This is a genomic window from Lutibacter sp. (assembly GCF_041562875.1).
GTDB lineage: Bacteria > Bacteroidota > Bacteroidia > Flavobacteriales > Flavobacteriaceae > Lutibacter.
Map to the genome: position 1 here is coordinate 39,771 of NZ_JBFFOE010000008.1, position 19,018 is coordinate 58,788.

16 protein-coding genes are annotated in these 19,018 nt (G+C 28.4%); 7 read left to right on the forward strand and 9 right to left on the reverse strand.

Translation table 11 applies throughout. From position 1 onward, the window contains the following. Window positions 1-147: 147 nt before the first annotated feature. The 5 genes from ABY863_RS02420 to yiaA form a co-directional block, all read right to left on the reverse strand. A complete protein-coding gene (locus tag ABY863_RS02420; protein WP_372792667.1) occupies window positions 148-1,581 on the reverse strand; it encodes an ADP-dependent glucokinase/phosphofructokinase in 1,434 nt (477 codons plus the stop codon). Window positions 1,582-1,877: 296 nt separating this feature from the next. Continuing rightward, window positions 1,878-2,984, reverse strand: a complete 1,107-nt coding sequence (locus ABY863_RS02425; protein WP_372792668.1) for an alkene reductase — start codon at window positions 2,982-2,984, stop codon at window positions 1,878-1,880. A gap of 255 nt (window positions 2,985-3,239) precedes the next feature. Next, window positions 3,240-4,580 (reverse strand): 1-acyl-sn-glycerol-3-phosphate acyltransferase, encoded by a 1,341-nt coding sequence (locus tag ABY863_RS02430; protein ID WP_372792669.1) that lies wholly within the window; start codon window positions 4,578-4,580, stop codon window positions 3,240-3,242. Then, on the reverse strand, window positions 4,577-5,869 hold the full coding sequence (locus tag ABY863_RS02435) for an MFS transporter (protein ID WP_372792670.1): 1,293 nt from the start codon (window positions 5,867-5,869) through the stop codon (window positions 4,577-4,579). The genes ABY863_RS02430 and ABY863_RS02435 overlap by 4 nt, the downstream gene beginning before the upstream one ends. Before the next feature lie 120 nt (window positions 5,870-5,989). Next, window positions 5,990-6,493 carry an inner membrane protein YiaA gene (yiaA, locus tag ABY863_RS02440; RefSeq protein ID WP_372792671.1) on the reverse strand — a complete coding sequence of 168 codons (504 nt, stop codon included), beginning with the start codon at window positions 6,491-6,493 and terminating at the stop codon, window positions 5,990-5,992. 165 nt (window positions 6,494-6,658) lie between these two features. Here yiaA and ABY863_RS02445 point away from each other — a divergent pair, with 165 nt between their 5' ends. The 5 genes from ABY863_RS02445 to ABY863_RS02465 all read left to right on the forward strand — a co-directional run bounded on the left by ABY863_RS02445 (window position 6,659) and on the right by ABY863_RS02465 (window position 10,903). Further along, on the forward strand, window positions 6,659-8,143 hold the full coding sequence (locus ABY863_RS02445) for a hypothetical protein (RefSeq protein ID WP_372792672.1): 1,485 nt from the start codon (window positions 6,659-6,661) through the stop codon (window positions 8,141-8,143). Window positions 8,144-8,574: 431 nt separating this feature from the next. Further along, window positions 8,575-9,129, forward strand: a complete 555-nt coding sequence (locus ABY863_RS02450) for a lipocalin family protein (protein WP_372792673.1) — start codon at window positions 8,575-8,577, stop codon at window positions 9,127-9,129. A gap of 19 nt (window positions 9,130-9,148) precedes the next feature. Beyond that, the gene (locus ABY863_RS02455) at window positions 9,149-9,556 is read left to right on the forward strand and encodes a DUF2177 family protein (protein WP_372792674.1); all 408 of its coding nucleotides are present in this window, start codon (window positions 9,149-9,151) and stop codon (window positions 9,554-9,556) included. Window positions 9,557-9,751: 195 nt separating this feature from the next. After that, window positions 9,752-10,528, forward strand: a complete 777-nt coding sequence (locus ABY863_RS02460) for a DUF1295 domain-containing protein (protein ID WP_372792675.1) — start codon at window positions 9,752-9,754, stop codon at window positions 10,526-10,528. 6 nt (window positions 10,529-10,534) lie between these two features. Beyond that, a complete protein-coding gene (locus ABY863_RS02465) occupies window positions 10,535-10,903 on the forward strand; it encodes a hypothetical protein (protein ID WP_372792676.1) in 369 nt (122 codons plus the stop codon). An 893-nt stretch (window positions 10,904-11,796) separates the two neighbouring features. Here the strand turns inward: ABY863_RS02465 and ABY863_RS02470 are convergent. The 3 genes from ABY863_RS02470 to ABY863_RS02480 all read right to left on the reverse strand — a co-directional run bounded on the left by ABY863_RS02470 (window position 11,797) and on the right by ABY863_RS02480 (window position 14,729). After that, on the reverse strand, window positions 11,797-13,182 hold the full coding sequence (locus ABY863_RS02470) for an exonuclease domain-containing protein (protein ID WP_372792677.1): 1,386 nt from the start codon (window positions 13,180-13,182) through the stop codon (window positions 11,797-11,799). Further along, entirely contained in the window at window positions 13,182-13,955 is a 774-nt protein-coding gene (locus tag ABY863_RS02475; RefSeq protein ID WP_372792678.1) for an XRE family transcriptional regulator, read from the reverse strand. The genes ABY863_RS02470 and ABY863_RS02475 overlap by 1 nt, the downstream gene beginning before the upstream one ends. A 327-nt stretch (window positions 13,956-14,282) precedes the next feature. Beyond that, the gene (locus ABY863_RS02480; protein WP_372792679.1) at window positions 14,283-14,729 is read right to left on the reverse strand and encodes a hypothetical protein; all 447 of its coding nucleotides are present in this window, start codon (window positions 14,727-14,729) and stop codon (window positions 14,283-14,285) included. Window positions 14,730-15,274: 545 nt separating this feature from the next. Between ABY863_RS02480 and ABY863_RS02485 the strand changes: the two genes are divergently transcribed. After that, a complete protein-coding gene (locus ABY863_RS02485; protein WP_372792680.1) occupies window positions 15,275-16,318 on the forward strand; it encodes a tetratricopeptide repeat protein in 1,044 nt (347 codons plus the stop codon). Between the two features lie 214 nt (window positions 16,319-16,532). Here ABY863_RS02485 and ABY863_RS02490 read toward each other — a convergent pair whose 3' ends face one another. Further along, window positions 16,533-18,107 carry a hypothetical protein gene (locus tag ABY863_RS02490; RefSeq protein ID WP_372792681.1) on the reverse strand — a complete coding sequence of 525 codons (1,575 nt, stop codon included), beginning with the start codon at window positions 18,105-18,107 and terminating at the stop codon, window positions 16,533-16,535. A 650-nt stretch (window positions 18,108-18,757) separates the two neighbouring features. On the opposite strand from ABY863_RS02490, the gene ABY863_RS02495 reads away from it, so the two are divergent. After that, a partial coding sequence (locus tag ABY863_RS02495) for a cation-transporting P-type ATPase (protein WP_372792682.1) occupies window positions 18,758-19,018 on the forward strand: 261 nt, incomplete at its 3' end.

Genomic DNA, 19,018 nt, shown 5'->3' on the forward strand with positions numbered 1-19,018 from the left:
CTAAGTGTTTAAGTCCTTTTTAGCTAATTATCTGGATATTGGATTGAATCCGAGGTTTTTAGATTGTATAAATTGATAATTTTCTTTTTTATAAAAGTTAACTAATTGATAAACTAATTTTTTATCTTTTTAATAATTGAAACTGTGTTATCTTGCTCCTACCAATGATATAGAAGAAATTGTATCTCCCATACCAACCAAGGTTTTAGGCTTGTCAATTAATATTGTTGGAATAGCAATAAGATCATATTTGTCATTACTTACAATTCCGGTTTTCATTAAAGTTTTGATATCACTATCAGCTTCAACTAAATTAGATAAAGCTTGTAGTTCATTTAAACCAACATCAGAAACTTCTAAATCTTTTGCCCAAAGTAGTGTTTCATAATCGTCAATAGCTCCAGTTCCTGCTTTTGCGGCTGCAATTACAGCAGCAAGTTGCATACCATCCAAATTTTGTTTTGGAGTTACTTTAAATGATTTTTGTTGAAGTGTTACATACAATCCAAACATATGTAATTGAAGACGTGGACAATTAGTGTATTCAAATATTTTTTGCATTCCTTTGAATAGGTTTACACTATTTGTATTTTCAATACATTCTTTGGCTAAATCATCTTCACTAATAACCTCTAATATATCAATTAATTCACGTTCATTAAAACCTAAACTATCTACTTTAGTAGCCAAGTTGTCTAACAAATTTTTTCTAATAATAACATCTTGAGTAGAAGCCATTTCTAAGTGTAAAACGTGATTTTTATTACTATTTACCCACTTTTCTAGAGTTTTTATAGAGGCGTCAATTCTGTCGGTTCCCAGCGTTTTGTCAGACAGTTCTTGTTGTAACATTTGATAACCAGAAAGAATAATATAATCGTAGTTGATACTCTCATTAGAAAGGCAACTTGCAAAAGTTTCGTCAATATGTAATATAAAGTTTAAAGGATCATAAGTTGCTATAAATCGATTGGATTTAGGACACGTAAATGCTGTTCCGTCAACCGTAATTTTATCTCCTTTATCAAATTCAATAATCCAGTGAATTAATGGAATATCGTTAGATCTTTTAATATTCTTAGCTTTATTTACTGTTCCATTTTCATCTACAGAAACCAAATTTGGTAAATCTAAAAATAAACTTGCTTGTTCTTCACCTAAAGAAGCACAGTGAACAAATACATTATTAACACCGCAAACAGCCATTACATTAGCAACAATTCCACCTTGGCCGCCCATTTGTAATTTGTCATAACCCAAATTGTTTTGAAGCCATTGAAATATTTCTTTATCTTCAATTAACCATTCTTCAGCAATACCCTTAGTGAAACATTTTAAGAGTCCTCTAAAAGCATCTTCTTTGGTGTTAATAGTTGTTATATTTTTAGAAAGTATTTGTTTTTGGTCTATTTTAAAATCATGAATCAGCTTTTCTATATCTTTTCCTGATAATTTAATAACAGCATCAATATTTGCATTGAAAGCACTTATCAATCCGTTTATTTTGGACATTTTAGCTAACTGATCTGGGGCTGTTTTATAATTTTGAAGCCATTGCTTTTTGATTTCTTTTGTCATCATCTTAATCTTGTTTTCTTTAATAATAGTTCTTTAAAAATAAATTTCATTTTCAAGGAATTTTGACTTGCGAAAGTAGTTTATTCGAAAGTTAGAATATATGACATTTATTAGGGAATTTTAAAATGATAAGACGTGGGAATTTTGTAAGGAGAAAATAAGATACTTCCTTAAAAATAGATTATTTAGCTATAAAACCTTCAATTGAAAAAGAGTTACTAACTGTTTTTGAAAATATTTATAGATTAAATTAGTAATGAAGTAAAACTCATTGCTTCAAAATATCTTTTTTTTATAGTCTATAATTCTTCCGAATAAAAAGGGTAATCAGTATATCCTTTTTCACCAGTATCTGAATAAAATGTATTAACATCCCAATTAGCTATAGGTACATTTTTTTCAAATCTTTCTGCTAAATCAGGATTTGAAATAAATAATTTACCATAAGCTACCAAATTAGCTAAACCTTCTTTAATAATAGTATTCCCTTTTTCTTGATTGAAATTATTATTTATAATAAGGGTACCGTTATACAATGGGCGAAAATGTTTTGCTATATTTTGTACTGCATATGAAACCTTAGAAACATCAGTAAAAGGTTCTGAAAGATGTACATAAGCAATGTTATAATTGTTTAATTTTTTTATGACATATTCAAATAATGGAATAGTTTCTTCATCAACATCAATACCATGTATATTGTGCATAGAAGGGTTAAACCGAACACCAATGCGGTTTTGAGGGAAAACTTGGCTAATTTCATCTAAAACTTCAAAGAAAAAGCGCGTTCTATTTTCAATGTTACCTCCATATTCGTCTTTTCTTTGGTTGGAACATTTATTAAAAAATTGATGAAATAAGTATCCATTAGAAGAATGAATTTCTAAACCATCAAACCCTGCTTTTTTTGCATTTATTGCTGCTTGTTTAAATTCTTCAACAGTGGTTTTTATATCACCTAAAGTCATTTCTTTTGGTGTAACAGTATCCTTAAAACCGTTAGGAGTGAAAGATTTTGAGTTTGGATTGATGGCGCTTGGCGCTAAGGGTAACGCTCCATTGTGAAAATCTGGATGCGAAACTCTGCCAACATGCCATAATTGAATAAATATTTTACCTCCTTTTTTATGAACGGCATCTGTTACACTTTTCCATCCTTCTACTTGAGCTTCGGAATAAATTCCAGGAGTGTTTACATAGCCAACTGCTCGTTTTGAAACCTGTGAACCTTCAGTAATTATAAGTCCTGCAGTAGCTCTTTGTGTATAATACTTTACTTGTAAATTGGTAGGAGTATTTTCATTATTGTTGCATCTAGAACGAGTCATAGGAGCAATTACTAACCTATTTTTTAAAAGTAAATCTCCCATTTTATAAGGAGTTAAAAGTGGTTGGATTTTTTTCATAATCTTTTTTAATTAACTTCATGTAAAGTTAATTAATATCATTTGAAATATAAGTTTTAAGAGTTTAAAAATTATTTTATCAGTTAGAAAATGAGGTACAATTATATTAAAAATGTAAATTTCAATTAAGAATTAACGTACATAAAAATATAGGTTTTGTATAAATTTACTCAAGTAGTTCCTCACACAAAATAAAAAAGGAATTAAGTTAAACGCCTAAATTTTGAAAATGTTGAATTACTAATGAAGTAAAACTCATTGCTTCAAATTAGCTTTGGCAATTTCTATGTTTGTCAAAATTTCATTTCTTAATTTTAAGATTCTTCTTTTTTTATCAGGTTTCATGAGTGTGTAGAAATGAAAAACTCTTATAAATCTTTTAACTTCGGTCCAATAATACATAGCTATATAACCTGAAATTATAAAGGTGAATACAACAATCCATGAATTCCATAAATCAATATTTAAATAGTTTCCAATTAGTTTTATTTCTAACCAGTAAAATAAAGGAAATATAAAAAGGCCAGCTATCATTTGAGTGGGCGTTTTGTACTCAATATCTAGTTTTAAAGTTTTAAAAATAACAGAAGGTAAAATATATGGAATATAATTAGAAATTAGTCCAAATAAATAAATTGGGGCTAATAGTGCAAATTTCCCCATATAATTTATAAAAACGAAATAACTGTTTTTTTTAAGAAACCGATCTGTAAAAAAACCAGGTGTTAAATTTTCTTCATTTAGAAGGTCAAAAAAAAGATGAACTTTTATTTCAGTATCAGCATAGAGTTTGTAATTGTTTTCACGAAGTAATTTAAGCGATTTTGAAATTTGTGCTCTTGAGGCTAATGACTGTTTCGGGTTTAAATGTAAACCTGATTTAGGTTCATTAAAAGTGGTATAAAATTTATGACTTTTAAGTAAAAATTGTTCCTGTACTTTGTTAGAAGTGGTTGGAATGTATTTTTCAAGTTTTTGACGAATAGTATCTGTAAGTTTTAAAACACCCTTAATTTCATCTTCTAAATAAGTTTGTTCATAATCTTCTAATAAAATAGGTTCACTTATTGTTACGGAAACCATACTTCTAAATTGAATAGAGTCTGAATAATCTAAGGAAATAGGTAGTATTTTTAAGTTGCCATTAAGGTTTTTTATAGATTGGTAGCTTAGTGCAATTCTAGCTGTTCCTGTTTTAATTTCACGAAGCTTAAGTTCATAATAACTATTGCCTTCAGGGAAGATAAGAATTGTTCCTTTTTTGTCTAAATACTCATGACATTTTGAGAAAGAGTGGTTGTTATTTGGTTTTACACTAGGTTTAATGTCTTTTTTTCTAAAAACAGGAATGACATGAAAGTAGCTTAATATGCGTGCAAAAAATGAATTAGAAAATATACCTGCATTTCCTAAAAAACCAATTTGTTGCTTCATTAAAGAAGCTATAATTAACGGGTCCATAAAAGTGTTGGGGTGATTTGCCACAACAATTAAAGGACCATTATTGAGTAAATTCTTTTTTCCTGAAACCACTATTTTCTTAAAGAAAAAGAAGAGTGCAACTTTTATGATTTGTTTGAAGAAACGATAAATCATTCCATATTTTTTTTAAGATTTGCAATTTGAAGTAAAACAAAACCACTAACAAAAAAGATAGACATAAAAAGCATGCTATTTCGCATACTACCAGTAACTTGGTCAATTAATCCATAAGATAATGATCCAATTACAATGGCTAGCTTTTCGGTAATATCATAAAAGCTAAAAAATGAAGCTGTATCTTTAGTATCTGAAGGAATTAGCTTAGAATAGGTTGATCTTGAAATAGATTGTATTCCTCCCATAACAAATCCTAAAAAAGCTGCCAGCGTATAAAAAGAAATCTTGTCTTTTAGAAAATATCCAGCAATACAAATAAAAATCCAAATTATTAAGGTGGTACTAATTGCAAACCCGTTGCCTTTTAAATTAGATAAAAAAGCAAAAAAGTAAGCGCCTGCTATAGCTATTACTTGTATAATAAGTACAACAATAATCATTTCATCAGCGCCCAAACCAATCTCTTTATCTGCAAAAAGTGGAGCTAACAACAATACTGTCTGCACACCCATACTGAAAAGAAAAAATGAAGACAGAAAACGATTCATTGCAAATTTAGATTTCACAACTTTAAATACTTTTTTTAATTCCTTAGTTCCGTTCCCTAGAATATCCCAAGTGATTTTTTTTCGTTCACCTCTATCTTTTAAATAATGAAAAGAAATTTGTGAAAATCCCATCCACCAAATTCCAACTAAAATAAATCCGAATCGAGTTGCAGAACTTCCATTTTCAAAACCAAATAATTCATATTTTTGATATAAAAGCAAGTTTACAATCAGTAAAATCACGCTTCCAATATAACCCATTGAAAATCCTTTGGCACTTACTTTATCCATAAATTCATTAGAAGTAATCTCGGGTAAAAAACCATTATAAAAAACTAATGATCCTGCATAACCAATACTTGCTAAAACGGAACATGCAATACCGTATTCAACATTTTCTCCCGTAAAAAAATAGAGGCCAATACAAGATAATGAACCTAAATAAGTGAAAAATTGCATAAATCGTTTTTTTAAACCTCCAAAATCTGCAATTCCAGATAAAATAGGTGAAATAAAAACAATAACTAAAAAGGAAAATGAGATGGCAAAAGAATAAAGTACGGAGTTCTTAATGGTAAAATTAAAAAACCGAACCATTTCACCTCCATAAACATCTTGTGTTGTAGTTAAATAGTAAATAGGGAATATGGCAGTGGTTACTATAAGATTATAAACTGAATTAGCCCAATCAAATGAAGCCCAAGCATTTATCAATTTTTTATTGTTTTTTTCTAACATGAGGATTGTCTTGGTTTATTATTTTTTAGTTCAATAGTTGACCAATATACTTAAATAATTGCAAGTTTAGAATTTAGAACCATCTATAATAGCATTCTAAATTCTAAACATTGGTTTGGGTTATTTATCTTCAAGAATTAGTTCATTATTTTCAATATAACTTTTATCGCGTGTATTTTTTTGCACTGCAATAGAAGCATATAAACTTAAAAGGTATGACATTCCATAAAATCCTTTTTCACTCAAAAGTAAATCAGCATTCCACAAACCTATAACCAAAAGCAAAATGGCACTTAGTGCTGAAAACCAGCTAATTCCATAATACAAATCGGTAACTTGGAGTCCTTCTAATCTGTCTCGTACACTTTTTTGAACTGATATGGCTGAAAATAAGCCAAATAGTAAAATGGTAAAATAATAACCCCTCTCATTTAGTTGCATATCTGAATTCCAAAGCCCAATACAATAGGAAATGATACCTGCAAAAAGTACCACCCATGATGCTCCAATAAAAGCAGGAGTTGGTTTTTGATCAAATTCTTTAAATAGTTTTTTTGATGCAGATTTAGATCCGGATTTTGATTGTTTTTCTTGAGTGGTATCACTGTTAAAATTGTAGTCCATAATTATAAATTTAGTTGTTAAATATTTTATTCTATGGGACAAAATTGCGGTATTTAATTCCACTATTAAAATCAATATTTTAACAATACTTACGATTAAATATATAAAAAATACTTAATATAGTCATATATAACTTATATTTGAATAATATAACTTACGATATAAATGAGTATTATTCATTCAATAATTACAACCTTATCTAAAGAAGAAAAGACTGCGTTTGTATATAATCTTAAATTAAGAAACAAAAGAAGTGATACCAAGAACATAGAATTATTTAAGCTTTTAAGTACTTCTAGCCAATTAAATGGTTTAGATATTTTGCTGTATGATAAACCTTCAAAAGGAGCTTATCATGCGCTGTGTAAACGCTTGCATGATTCCTTAATAGATTTTATTGCTACTAAAAGTTTTGATAAAGAGTCATCAGAGGAAATGAGTGCCTTAAAATTAGTGATGGCCAGTAGAATTTTTTTTAAGCAAGACCAAACATATATTGCTTTTAAAACGTTGGCAAAGGCAGAGTTAATTGCAGTTAAATATTCTTTATTTAGTATTTTAAATGAAATTTACCACACTCAAATACTACATGCGCATTTAAATAGTGCATTAAATTTGGAACAAACAATAGGGAAGTGGCAGGCCAATAAATTAGATATTCATCAAGAAGATAATTTAAATTTATTTTATGCCAGTATTCAAGCAGAGTTGAATGAAAGTAACCCCAAAGTTGCTGACATTATCAATAGAAATTTACAATTATTCAATATCTCAATTTCGGAAAATTTAAGTTATCAGTCCCTTTTCAAGATTTTGCAAATAAGCAATCAGGTGGCTCATATTACCAGAGATTATTACGCCATTTTTCCGTTTATTGAGGATGCTTGTCGAAAAATTGAAACTTCAGAAAGATCTTCAAATAAACATTTATTTGACCACTTGCAGATTTTGTATTATTTGGCAAATACTTATTTTAGAGTTAAAAATTTGAAAGAAGCGGAGAAATATCTTCAAGCTATGCTAATGAATATGCATTTAGAAAATAAAAAGTATTACACCATTTTTTATCCGCAATATGCTGTAATAGAAAATTTAGTACTTATTTATTCAGGGAAAAATGAAGAGGCGATTAAAAATTCTCAAATATTTAATTTTGAAAAGTACAAAAACAAACAAGTTAGTACTCTTGATTTAAAATTAACCTTTGTTGTATCCTTGTTTTTAAATGAGAATTTTAAAGAAGCTTTAAAAGTTTATCAGGATTTTTATCATAACGATCAATGGTATATTAATAAAATTGGATATATCTGGGTCATTCAAAAAAATCTAATTGAAATATTGCTACTTATAGAATTGGATTATTTTGAGTTAGTTGAATCTCGCTTAAATGGTTTTAGAAAAAAATATACGGAACATCTTAAGGAGCATAATGAAACGATTGTTTTAGAGTTTTTAAAATTAATTACAATTTATTATTATAAAACTGAGAATATTTATTCTGAAGCATTTATTAAAAAAGTGGATGTGCTGCTACTCAATAAAAGAAAGGAAATAGATATTTTTACGATAAGTTTTTATTCTTGGTTAAAGGCTAAAATAGAAAAGACAGAATTGTATAAAACAAATTTCAATTTTGGTATTAATTTATAATAATAAATATAGAGGTTAAAAAAAAAATCAACTAGAAAATATTTTTAAATATCTTATTTGCAAGTATGTATAAAAATAGATATAGAGAATTTCCAGTTGTTAAAATTTTAAATGTGATAATAAAAAAACACAGTATTTTGCTTGGTTTTTATAGTGAAATGTAGCATTTAAGATTTAACGCAACCGAAAATATGGGATTTCACAGAAATTTTGGAACGCAATTCCTCACTTAAAGAATCGCTACTTAAGACTTTCTTTAAATTATATGGAGATGAAATTGGTGAGATTGTATTTTGTTTGAGTCGCAATAAAAACTAAAGGTTAAGAACTTATATTGCTGAATATTGTTAACTTTATAATGTATAAGAGCAATTACGTTTTGCTTTTATACATTATAAAGAATGCTCAGATAATATTTAATAAATAATGGAGTGCTGAAAAGTTTAAATATTTCATTAACCATCATAATTTTTATAATTATCACTAATTCTTTTATTAGTTGTAAAAATCAGAAAACTATGATTGACAATACAGTAGTTAAAGAATTAGATATTCAAAAATATTTGGGTACTTGGTATGAAATTGCGCGATACAATCATAGTTTTGAACGCGGGCTAGTTAGAGTTACAGCAAATTATTCCATGCGTGATGATGGTAAAATTAAAGTGATAAATAGTGGCTATAAAGATAGTTTAAACGGTAAATTTTCGCAAGCTGTTGGGAAAGCAAAAATCCCTGATTCCATTAACGAACCGGCAAAATTAAAAGTGTCATTTTTCTTGTTTTTTTATGGCGATTATTACGTTATGGAATTGGATAAGGATTATCAATGGGCTTTGATTGGTAGCAGTTCAGATACGTATCTTTGGATTTTGAGTCGTAAGCCACAAATAGAAAAAAAGCTTTACAATGAATTGCTTGACAAATTACAAAAACGGGGTTACGATATTTCTAAGCTTATAAAGGTTGACCAAAAGAAGTCTTGAAATTTTAACAAGAAATAAAATGAATATAAAAAGTGTAATTTTTAGTTATCTACTCACCTTTGCGGTTTTTTTGGTTGTAGATATGTTGTGGTTAGGTATTATTGCTAAAAGTATCTATCAAAAATACCTAGGTAGTTTTTTAACGGATACTGTTAATTGGACTGCAGCCATCATTTTTTACGTTATTTACGTTGTGGGAATTTCAATTTTTTCCATTTACCCATCAGTAAATAAAGACTCTGTTTCTCATGCAATTTTAATGGGGGCTTTATTTGGTTTTTTCACATATGCTACCTATGATTTAACTAATTTAGCCACCCTTAAGAACTGGCCACTAACTATCGTTTTTATTGATATTATATGGGGTTCTGTTCTTTCTGCCGTAGTTAGTTTTTCTGGTTTTTATATTGTTAAATGGTTGACTTAACAAGAAAAGTATGAAAAAGAAGCACCTTATATTACTGGAATTTATTTACAATACATTAATTATGGAGGAAATCAAATACTTTAAAATTAAATAGAAATTAATAGAATTAATGTTTTCACGCTAAATAATAAAGAGAACATACAAATTCTGGCTATGCTATCTGTTTAGTAATTAATAACATCAAAATATTCACTTATGATGACTCTATTTTTACAAGCTTCCTTGCTTATTTGGGTTTTGGTAACACTTATATGGATATGGAGCATTTTTATAAAAAATGTAAGTATCATTGATCTATTCTGGGGTTTTGGTTTTGTAGTAGTGAATGCATTTTATGTATTCATGTCAGGTGAATTAAATCCCAGAAAAATTCTGATATTGGTACTAGTTACCGTTTGGGGCCTAAGGCTTTCCATATATCTTGCCTCCAGAAATATTGGCAAAGGAGAGGATTTTAGATACCAAGAATTCAGACGTAATTATGGTGCAGAGCGTTATTGGTGGTTCAGTTATTTTCAAACTTTTTTATTGCAAGGCTTTTTGATTATGATAGTTTCGTTGCCCTTATTGGGAATTAGCATGAGTAATCAATCAGGAGAACTAAAGATATTTGATTACTTTGGGATTTTAATTTGGATGATTGGTTTTACTTTTGAAGCGGGAGGCGATTTTCAGTTATCACGTTTTAAGAGAGATACCAAAAACAAAGGAAAGGTTTTGAATACAGGCTTTTGGAAATACACACGGCATCCTAATTATTTTGGCGATTCGGTGGTGTGGTGGGCTTATGCCATTTTTAGTGTTGCAGCAGGAAGTTATTGGCAAATTATGGGTTCAATAGTTATGACTTTGCTGATTATCAAGGTATCAGGAGTGGTCTTGCTAGAAAAAACCTTAAACAAGTCAAAACCCCAGTATCGTGATTATATTCAAAAAACAAGTTCTTTTTTTCCTTGGTTTCCTAAAAAATAAACGACAATGGATTTTATTATTAAAAATATCTGGCTTATACTTTTTGTAGTTTGGGGATTGCCATTAAGCTACTACAGAAGCAAATTCCGTAAAATAGTTTACCAAACAGATAGTTGGGTGATTAACATTAAACCAGTTTTTTTAAAAGAAATTAAAGGGCTTTTTGGAAATATATTTCCTGATAATCTCGAATACAAAAAGTTCAGAAATTTTTATTTGTTTTATCTGACCATCTATTTAATTTTGTTTATTGGCTATATTAATTCTGATGCAAATTCCAAAAAAATGCAAAAGAAGAAGTTGGAAGTAGCGTCCCAAAATTTAAATGAATGGATTACTGAAGAAAATTTATGGTTAACTGACATGAAATTTTAGATTTCAGTTGGCTAACATTAACAATTGGAGATACCTTTGTAATAGATGTAAGTAAACATTAGAATTAGATGTTTCTCGTTTTAAAATGGCTTGAACAATGTGTATTTTAATCCATATTTTAGAGTAAATAGCCAAATACTAACAATTTTTAGAGTAACAATACACAAATTGTTCTAATTTAATAAGTAGTTTATAAAAATTGCTAAGCAGTTAAGCTTTGGTAAAATAGTGTGTTTTGGATTTTTAGGAAGTTTTCAAATAAGCAGTAGTCACAACGTGAAAATAGCAAAGAAGTTTTAAGTGTTAAATCTGTGAAACAACAACGAATTTTGTTTATACCTGCTAAGCATATTAAAACTTTTTTTAAAGCTTGATCTTTATCAAAGAAGCTTTTAAAGAGTAATTTTATAAGAAACGGAACCCAAGTGTTTTGATACATAATACTTATTCTTACTGCATAAAGCCAGTAATTTAAACCATTATCAAAACCTAGACTTGTGCTTGAGTTTTTTATAGTTTATTTTAATGTTGAAGACTTAACGTGATTAAAAATAAAGGTATTCGAATAAATTTATGTTTGTAATTCCTTAAGCAAAATAAAAAAGGACTTAAGTTAAATAACAAATTCCTTGATTTGTAAGTGGCAGGATCCAGAATTGAACTGGAGACTTCCTAGTTGTGAATTGTTAATCTTTATTTTTTTAAACTTGATTTTTTTATTCAATGAAGTTGCGATTAAATCACAGTTATAAGGAAAATAAAACTCTTTATAATACATTAATGCATTACAAAACTCTATTGGTTGAAAGCTATTTAAAGTAGTAACATTAGCATTAAAACGCTGTTTAATTTCTTCTTTTTGTTTTGTTTTGTTATTTTAGTTTGGTACTACATTAAGAAAACGAATTTAATTCATAAATATAGTCGTCCAATTTCTCTATGGTTTCTATATTGTTTTTTAGGTATGAATTTAAAATACGTTTTACATCATTATTATCTTTTTGAGTTGTAATGTTATCAAAATAATCATTTACTGTTGTTTCTTTGCTTTTACTTATATACCCAAAGCCTTTATAAATTCCATTTAATACTAATACAATTGAATGCTCTTTATTAGTTCTGCCGGTTTCTTTAATTACAAAGTTCTCAGTATTAAATTTTACAGAGTTAATTGCTTGCTGTACTCTTTGATTGTAGGTTATAACATCCTCTTCATTTCTACAAATACCTTTGCATTGTTTTATTTGATAATGAAAACAACTGCTAACATTTGATTGCAAATGACAATATTTTGGGCATAATTCAAACTCTTCACATAATTTTTCTAAAAAATTTCTACATTCAGTTTCGTTGTAAAATTTCATTAAGGGTTTTGCAATTAATTTTAATCGATTGTATGCTAAATGAACAACCCCATCTCTGTCTTCATAATTAAATAAACCAATACTTTCACTTGCTCTTCTTTGTGAACGGTTGAATTTTGGATATATTTTTTTTATTTCAGACGACTCCATTAATAAAGCTACCAGTTCACTACCAGTTTCAACAAAAGTTATATTGCTTGTTTCTAAACACATAGTAACTTCTTTTTTTGCTTTATCATAAAAATGACTTAGCACTCGTTGTTTTATGTTATTTGCTTTTCCAACATAAATAATTTCATCTTTACTATTTTTAAAATAATACACTCCAGTTTTTATTGAAAGATTACCAATTATTTCTTTAGGCAATAAAGGAGGTAAAGTTGATTGTCTTGAACTCGGATTTAAAAATGAATTAAAAACTATTTGATCTTCATCTAAAATCAATAATTTTTCAAATAATATAGTAGTAGCCTCTGCGTCACCTTTAGCTCTATGTCTATCTTTAATTATAATGTTTTGTGAAGTACAAAGTGCACCTAAACTATATGATTTTAAACCAGGAATTAGTTTTCTAGATAACCGAACAGTGCATAATTTTTTTCGTTTAAAATCAAATCCTAAATCTTTAAATTCTTTATGAATAATATTGTAATCGAAGTTAACATTGTGCGCTACAAATATGGTGTCTTTAGTTATTTCGGCAACTTTTTTTGCAATTTCATAAAACTTTGGAGCATTGCCAACCATTGCATTGGTAATACCTGTTAAATTAGTTATAAATGGAGGTATTACACACTCAGGGTTAACAAGTGTGGTATATTCATCTATTACTTTTTCTCCATCAAAAACAAAAATGGAAATTTCAGTTATTCTGTTGCTGTGCCCTGTGGTTTCTATATCTACTATTGAATACACTATTTATAAATTTTTTCTAATTCTTTCAATTCAACACCTAATTGTGTAAGCATACTTGCAATACTGCTTAATTTTAGTTCGTGCTCTTCATATTCTTGGGTATTAATGCTACAGGTAAATTCCCATAATTCTAAAACTTCATCTATAGGAACATAATATGGGTCGTATTTTTTGTTATCAGAAACCATTAATAGCATTCCATGTTCTTCAATCTTATTAAAAACTCGTTTATAAACAATACCATCATTTAGCGTAAGAACAATATAGGTTCTGCCATCTTTTATAGAGCTAACTTCTTCAATAAAACGAGCAACAATATAAGACCCACTTTTTACGGGTAACATGGAGTCACCTTTTATAGGGAAAGCTCTATGTGTGCCCGTTGGTAAAAAAGGTAATTTTATTTTATTCAAATGTTCTATATATTCAGGGTCAGAATATCCTCTTAAATAACCAGCAGAAGCTTCCACTGGGATAATCTCTATTAAATCTTCATTAGCTCCATCAACAGTAATAGGAAATAGTAGTCTTTTGTTTCCAATTTCAATAAATGAAGGGTCTGTTGCTGAAGATAAATTGTTTTTAATTAAAATATCAATTGAAATTTTAAAATATTCAGATAAATCAACTAAAAAATCAATAGGTGGTACAGCTCTATTCTCTTCATAAGAACTTATGCGTGAGCGAGATACTTTTAAATCTTCAGCAAATTGTTCTTGGGTTAACCCTTTTAAGATTCTAATGTGTTTTATATTATTTGCTAAATAAATCATAATGCTAAATTTGTGAGCGATGTTTGCTAATATTTTGAGCTAAGTTAATAAAAAATATCTAACCAAAAATTTTATTCCAAAAGAGAATTTGATATTTATGAATATGAGGCAAATGGAATCGATTCATTGAATAATCTTGGGATTAAAGTAAAAAATTTATATTTAAAGCAAAGCGGAATGAATGGTTCTTTAAATTTGAATTGTGAGTTGAAACGCAAAAACTAGTTGAAACGTAATGAATTTTAACGATAACTATTATTAGTAATACTTATAAATTAAACGGTTATAAATTAATCACATTGATGCATTTAAAAAAATTAATGTTTTTTATTTTTTTAATAATATATAATTTTCAATATTCCTATTATCCCAATCATCTAATACACCGCTTTCATAAATGCAAGTAATTTCAGAATTAGAAATATACTTAAAATCATAAATGTCTTTATTAATTGACAAATGCATAATAGTTATTTTATAATTAGTATTTGTAATTTGCTCTGTGGCACTTAAATATGTGGTACTTATAGCATTTATTCTTTCGTTATAACTTATTCCATTAGCAATAAAATCATTTTGGGTAAATCTAAAGTCCTTTAAAACCTTTGTGCCATAAATATTTACATATTCACCTGCCCATTCTCCTTGAATCCAAATAGGTGGAGTAAAATACGTGTCATTTCTAATGGGAGAGACATCAAAGATTCCACTAACATCAACTGAACAAGATATCAAAAATAGGAGAGCCATAATTATTAAACCTAACCTTTTCATGATATTAGTTTTTAAACTTGATGATTAAAGTTAGATATTTAGTTGGAATATAACAATGACGATTATCACTAATTAAGATGTTGACTATCAACCTATCAGGTGCAAATCGCAAATGAATTAGTATATAAAAATATACTTTGCTCATCCTTAATTCTTACCTTTGAAAGAGGAACCAATGAAAATACTAATGGACTTATTAGAAGATACCTACCAAAAGGAACTGATTTTAATAATATTAATGAAAAATGCAGCAAATTATACACGAAAAACTGAATAACAGATTCCATAAAATTATAGGATATTAAACCCCAAATAAATAATGAATTCTGAACTAAAATTTGAACCTTGAATGTATCATAAATATGGCAAAACTGATTATAAAAAAAACTTCCGAATGGTATAATCAAATGACAGATTTCAAAATTTATGCTTATTTTTAAACTAAATAATGAACCGACAAACATTTAACAAACAAGTTGCTACGTCCGAAAAATCTCCAATTTTCTAGTCGCACAAATCTTAATACGAATCCGTTGACTAAAATTATGACAAAAATATTGCTTCAAATAATATTCCTGATTGGATTTTGCATTTCAAGTTATTCTCAAAAATCTGAAATGAGTAATGCTTTTAAAAATAAAGAATTTGAAAAAGTTATTCAATTAGGTAAACAACTCATCGAATCTGAACCAAATGATTTTGATGGACTTTTGGGAATTGGGAAAGCATATAATATCTTGAATGAATTTAATAAAGCAATTCCTTTTTTAGAAAATGCAAGAAATTGTTCTGAAAATGATTGGCAATTTGCTTGGTCGAATATTGAATTAATGGAATCAAATTTCGCCATTGGAAATATAGAAAAAGCCAATAAATTCTATAAAAAATCTTTAGAATACAATGGAACTAAAAACTCAACAAAAAAGTTAAACGGTTTAGCTTTATTGTTTGGTTTTCACAGCTTTTATGAAAGTTGGGAAACATTAGAAACTGATAATATTACTTTTCATTTTCAAAACGGTACATCAATTATTAACAAAGAAAGTTTCATTAATGAAAGAGAAGAGGCATTTTTAAATATCAATACTTTTTTCTCATCTGATTTACCTAAAAAAATTGATTTCTTTGTTTGGAAATCAAATGATGAAGCAATTAAAATTTTAAATAATTCATTAGGCTTTACAAATCCAAAATATTGCATTTCTCACAATAGAGACACTCAAACAAAAGGACACGAAATAACTCACAATATTTCTTTTTGGTTTGATAATACAAATAATAGAAATAGACTCATTAATGAAGGAATTGGAGTGTATTTTGACCAAACAAATTCAAATAGAACTCAAAATGCGAAAAATACTTTACAAAGTAAAAAAATAGATATAAAAGAGATTTGGCTAAATGCAAACCAATACTCGGAAGAAATATTATATCCAATAGCTGGCGCTTTTGTTGAAAGCCTTGTTTTAATTGACAAAGAAAAGTTTCTTGAACTATGTAAAAATCAAACTTATGAAAATGCTGAACTAATTTATGGAAAAGAATTAGAAAAAATTATATTAGATTTTAATAAGAAACTGAACAAATAACTGTTTACAACAACTCATAAAATATTTAAATTAAATATAAACCAGCAAACATTTAGTAAACAATTTGCTACTTCAAAAAATCTCCAATTTTCCAGTCGCACAAATCTTAATCCGTTCCCTTTAATTGCTAAAAAACTTCACAAGAAGATTTGAAAGAAAAAAAATATTTTTTTTAGATAAAAAAATTTATAACTCCAATTCTATTCAAAAATTACTATTTTCCTTGCATCAATGCAATGAAATCTGGTTCCTTTTGTAGGCAATTAAGATCAGGGTCATGTTTGAGATAGTTATAATTTTCAAATCCATTTTCCATTGCTTTTTTAAGATTTTCAATTGCAGCTGGTTTATCATCAATTAATGCATAAAAACAAGCGGCATTATAAACAATAATTGGGTCATTTGGATTTTGTTCAATTCCTTTTTGCATTTCTTTTTTTGCTTCCTCTAATCGACCTAGTCTTTTTAATGTAAAGGCATAAAATTGGTGAGCACGAGAGTCATCAGGGTGATGTAGCAAATAGGTGGGGTAAAATAATTCCGCCCGCTCAATAATATCCTGAAGATTTTTTTTATCGTGTAATGTTTCATAGACCATCTGCAAATCACCATAAGGAGAATGAAAATCTTCATTAAGCTCTAATACTTTATTAAAATCAAATACAGCGTCAGCATCTCTTTCCATCACTCTATATAGTCGACCCCTAACCCAATAGGCGAAAAAATTATCTGGATCAAAGGCAATTGCCTTTTCAGTGGCTATCAATGCTTCTTTTGGTAAATTTTTATTATAATAAACCAGACCCAGAGAACTATATGCTTCAGATGAAGTAGGATCATAGATTAGTGCTTTTAATGATGATTCTTCTGCTTTTTTAATCCATTTGAGATTCTTATCATGTGTTTCATATAATAAAGCACAAGCCTCAGCCATTCCAGCATATGCAGCGGCATATTTTGGATCAAAATCTATTGCATTTTGAAAAAGGTCAATAGCTAAAAGAAGATAGGTTTTTGTATACCTAAAAAGAAATTCACGAGCTCTTAAGTTGGCATCATGTGCCTCACTATTCATGGTTGCTCTTTTGCTAAGTGCTACTTTTTCTTTAGGAGTAAGTTTTAATTGCAATGACTTTACAATCTTCTTAGCTACCTGTTCCTGAATACCAAAAACATCCTCAATTTTGCCGTGATAAATCTGGGCCCAAAGTTGAGCATCCTTTTCAACATCAATTAACGCTGTTGATATTTTTAAATCATGCTTCAGCTTACGTACAGTGCCTTGCAAAAGGAAATTTGCATTCAATTCTTGACCCAAGGAAACTATATCCAACTCAGAATCTCTATACCGCATAGAAGTGCTTCGTGAAGCAATGTCAAGCTCTTTAATTCCAGATAAACGAATAATGATTTCTTCTGTTAACCCATCACTAAAATAATTACTGTCATTATCTGAACTGAGATTTTGGAATGGTAAGACTACGAGTTTTTTATTGTCATTATTAAGTTGATGTTTAGGTTGTTCTGAATTTAATTTATCTTCCTCAAAATTTTTATTTTTTTTAATTCCTTTTGCCGATAATTGATATACCCAAGCAAAAACTAAACTAACAGGAAAGCCAATAATCAATATAAAAATCAAGGTTTTCATTAAATATTTTGGCGCATTGAAAGCTGGAAGAACAATGGAAGATACCTGAGCAATTACCCATGCCACTACTAAATAGGTTATTGCTGTGCTAAATACATTACGTCTTTTAAGCTCTGCTATGTATTTTTTGAAATTCACTTTAACTTGGCCTTCGTTTTATTAAAAAAATCTAATGCTTCCAATTATTATTTTACCAAGATTGGAGTGACTCTAGACAATATAAAGGGGGGCATAGACTGGAAAAGGAGCATCTGAAACCATCAGCTTAATTCATATTTAAAGATAAGAAAAATTTATCTAACTATGTATTAAGAAATACTAAATAATTTCTAAATTATTAGTATTAGAAAGCTACTTCTTTGTTGTTTTGTTCAAATTATTTTCATAGTTGAAATCTTTATTTCCCATTGCTTCGAGTCGTTTGTGAGTTGTTTCTCGTTTAAATTGCGTTTTCGTACTTTCTTGTTGTATTCTTCCGAGTCATTTTTCAATTTTAAATCGAGTAGAGTGGAAGTCAATTAGGAATTTGTCTACTTTGTGAGTTTATATTTTAAAGAACTTTTATAAAATCTGAGTTGAAATCCGCAGTTAAAGGCAATAATGGGTATAATTCATTGCTAGGTTTGGTTACAGTCCGACAAACATTCTGTATATTTAACCTAATTTCTAAGCATGAAAATCCTAACGGATTTACACGCACGAAATCATAGCTCTATACCATTATCAACAAACACTGAGGAGTAACCAGATAAATAGCTAACAATCACAATAAAATATAAGTTGCAGAAATGATAAATGGCTTAAATACAAACGAGGTAAACCAAAGACTCACCTCTTTTGGCTACAATGAATTACCTTCCGAAAAACCTAAAAATGTTATTGGTATTGCGATGGAAGTTGTTAAAGAACCTATGTTTTTACTCCTTATTACTTGTGGTTTTTTATATATTATTTTAGGAGATATAAATGAAGGATTAATTCTTTTGTCAACGATTTTCATTATTATTTTCATTACATTTTATCAATATCAAAAAACTGAAAAAGCATTA

What these genes read in the sequence shown, in the direction of transcription:
- ABY863_RS02455 (WP_372792674.1), top strand. Translation starts at nt 9,149, where the DNA reads ATGAATATAAAAAGTGTAATTTTTAGTTATCTACTCACCTTTGCGGTT.
- ABY863_RS02480 (WP_372792679.1), bottom strand. Translation starts at nt 14,729, where the DNA reads ATGAAAAGGTTAGGTTTAATAATTATGGCTCTCCTATTTTTGATATCT.
- ABY863_RS02475 (WP_372792678.1), bottom strand. Translation starts at nt 13,955, where the DNA reads ATGATTTATTTAGCAAATAATATAAAACACATTAGAATCTTAAAAGGG.
- ABY863_RS02425 (WP_372792668.1), bottom strand. Translation starts at nt 2,984, where the DNA reads ATGAAAAAAATCCAACCACTTTTAACTCCTTATAAAATGGGAGATTTA.
- ABY863_RS02445 (WP_372792672.1), top strand. Translation starts at nt 6,659, where the DNA reads ATGAGTATTATTCATTCAATAATTACAACCTTATCTAAAGAAGAAAAG.
- ABY863_RS02485 (WP_372792680.1), top strand. Translation starts at nt 15,275, where the DNA reads ATGACAAAAATATTGCTTCAAATAATATTCCTGATTGGATTTTGCATT.
- ABY863_RS02420 (WP_372792667.1), bottom strand. Translation starts at nt 1,581, where the DNA reads ATGATGACAAAAGAAATCAAAAAGCAATGGCTTCAAAATTATAAAACA.
- ABY863_RS02465 (WP_372792676.1), top strand. Translation starts at nt 10,535, where the DNA reads ATGGATTTTATTATTAAAAATATCTGGCTTATACTTTTTGTAGTTTGG.
- ABY863_RS02435 (WP_372792670.1), bottom strand. Translation starts at nt 5,869, where the DNA reads ATGTTAGAAAAAAACAATAAAAAATTGATAAATGCTTGGGCTTCATTT.
- ABY863_RS02460 (WP_372792675.1), top strand. Translation starts at nt 9,752, where the DNA reads ATGATGACTCTATTTTTACAAGCTTCCTTGCTTATTTGGGTTTTGGTA.
- yiaA (WP_372792671.1), bottom strand. Translation starts at nt 6,493, where the DNA reads ATGGACTACAATTTTAACAGTGATACCACTCAAGAAAAACAATCAAAA.
- ABY863_RS02430 (WP_372792669.1), bottom strand. Translation starts at nt 4,580, where the DNA reads ATGATTTATCGTTTCTTCAAACAAATCATAAAAGTTGCACTCTTCTTT.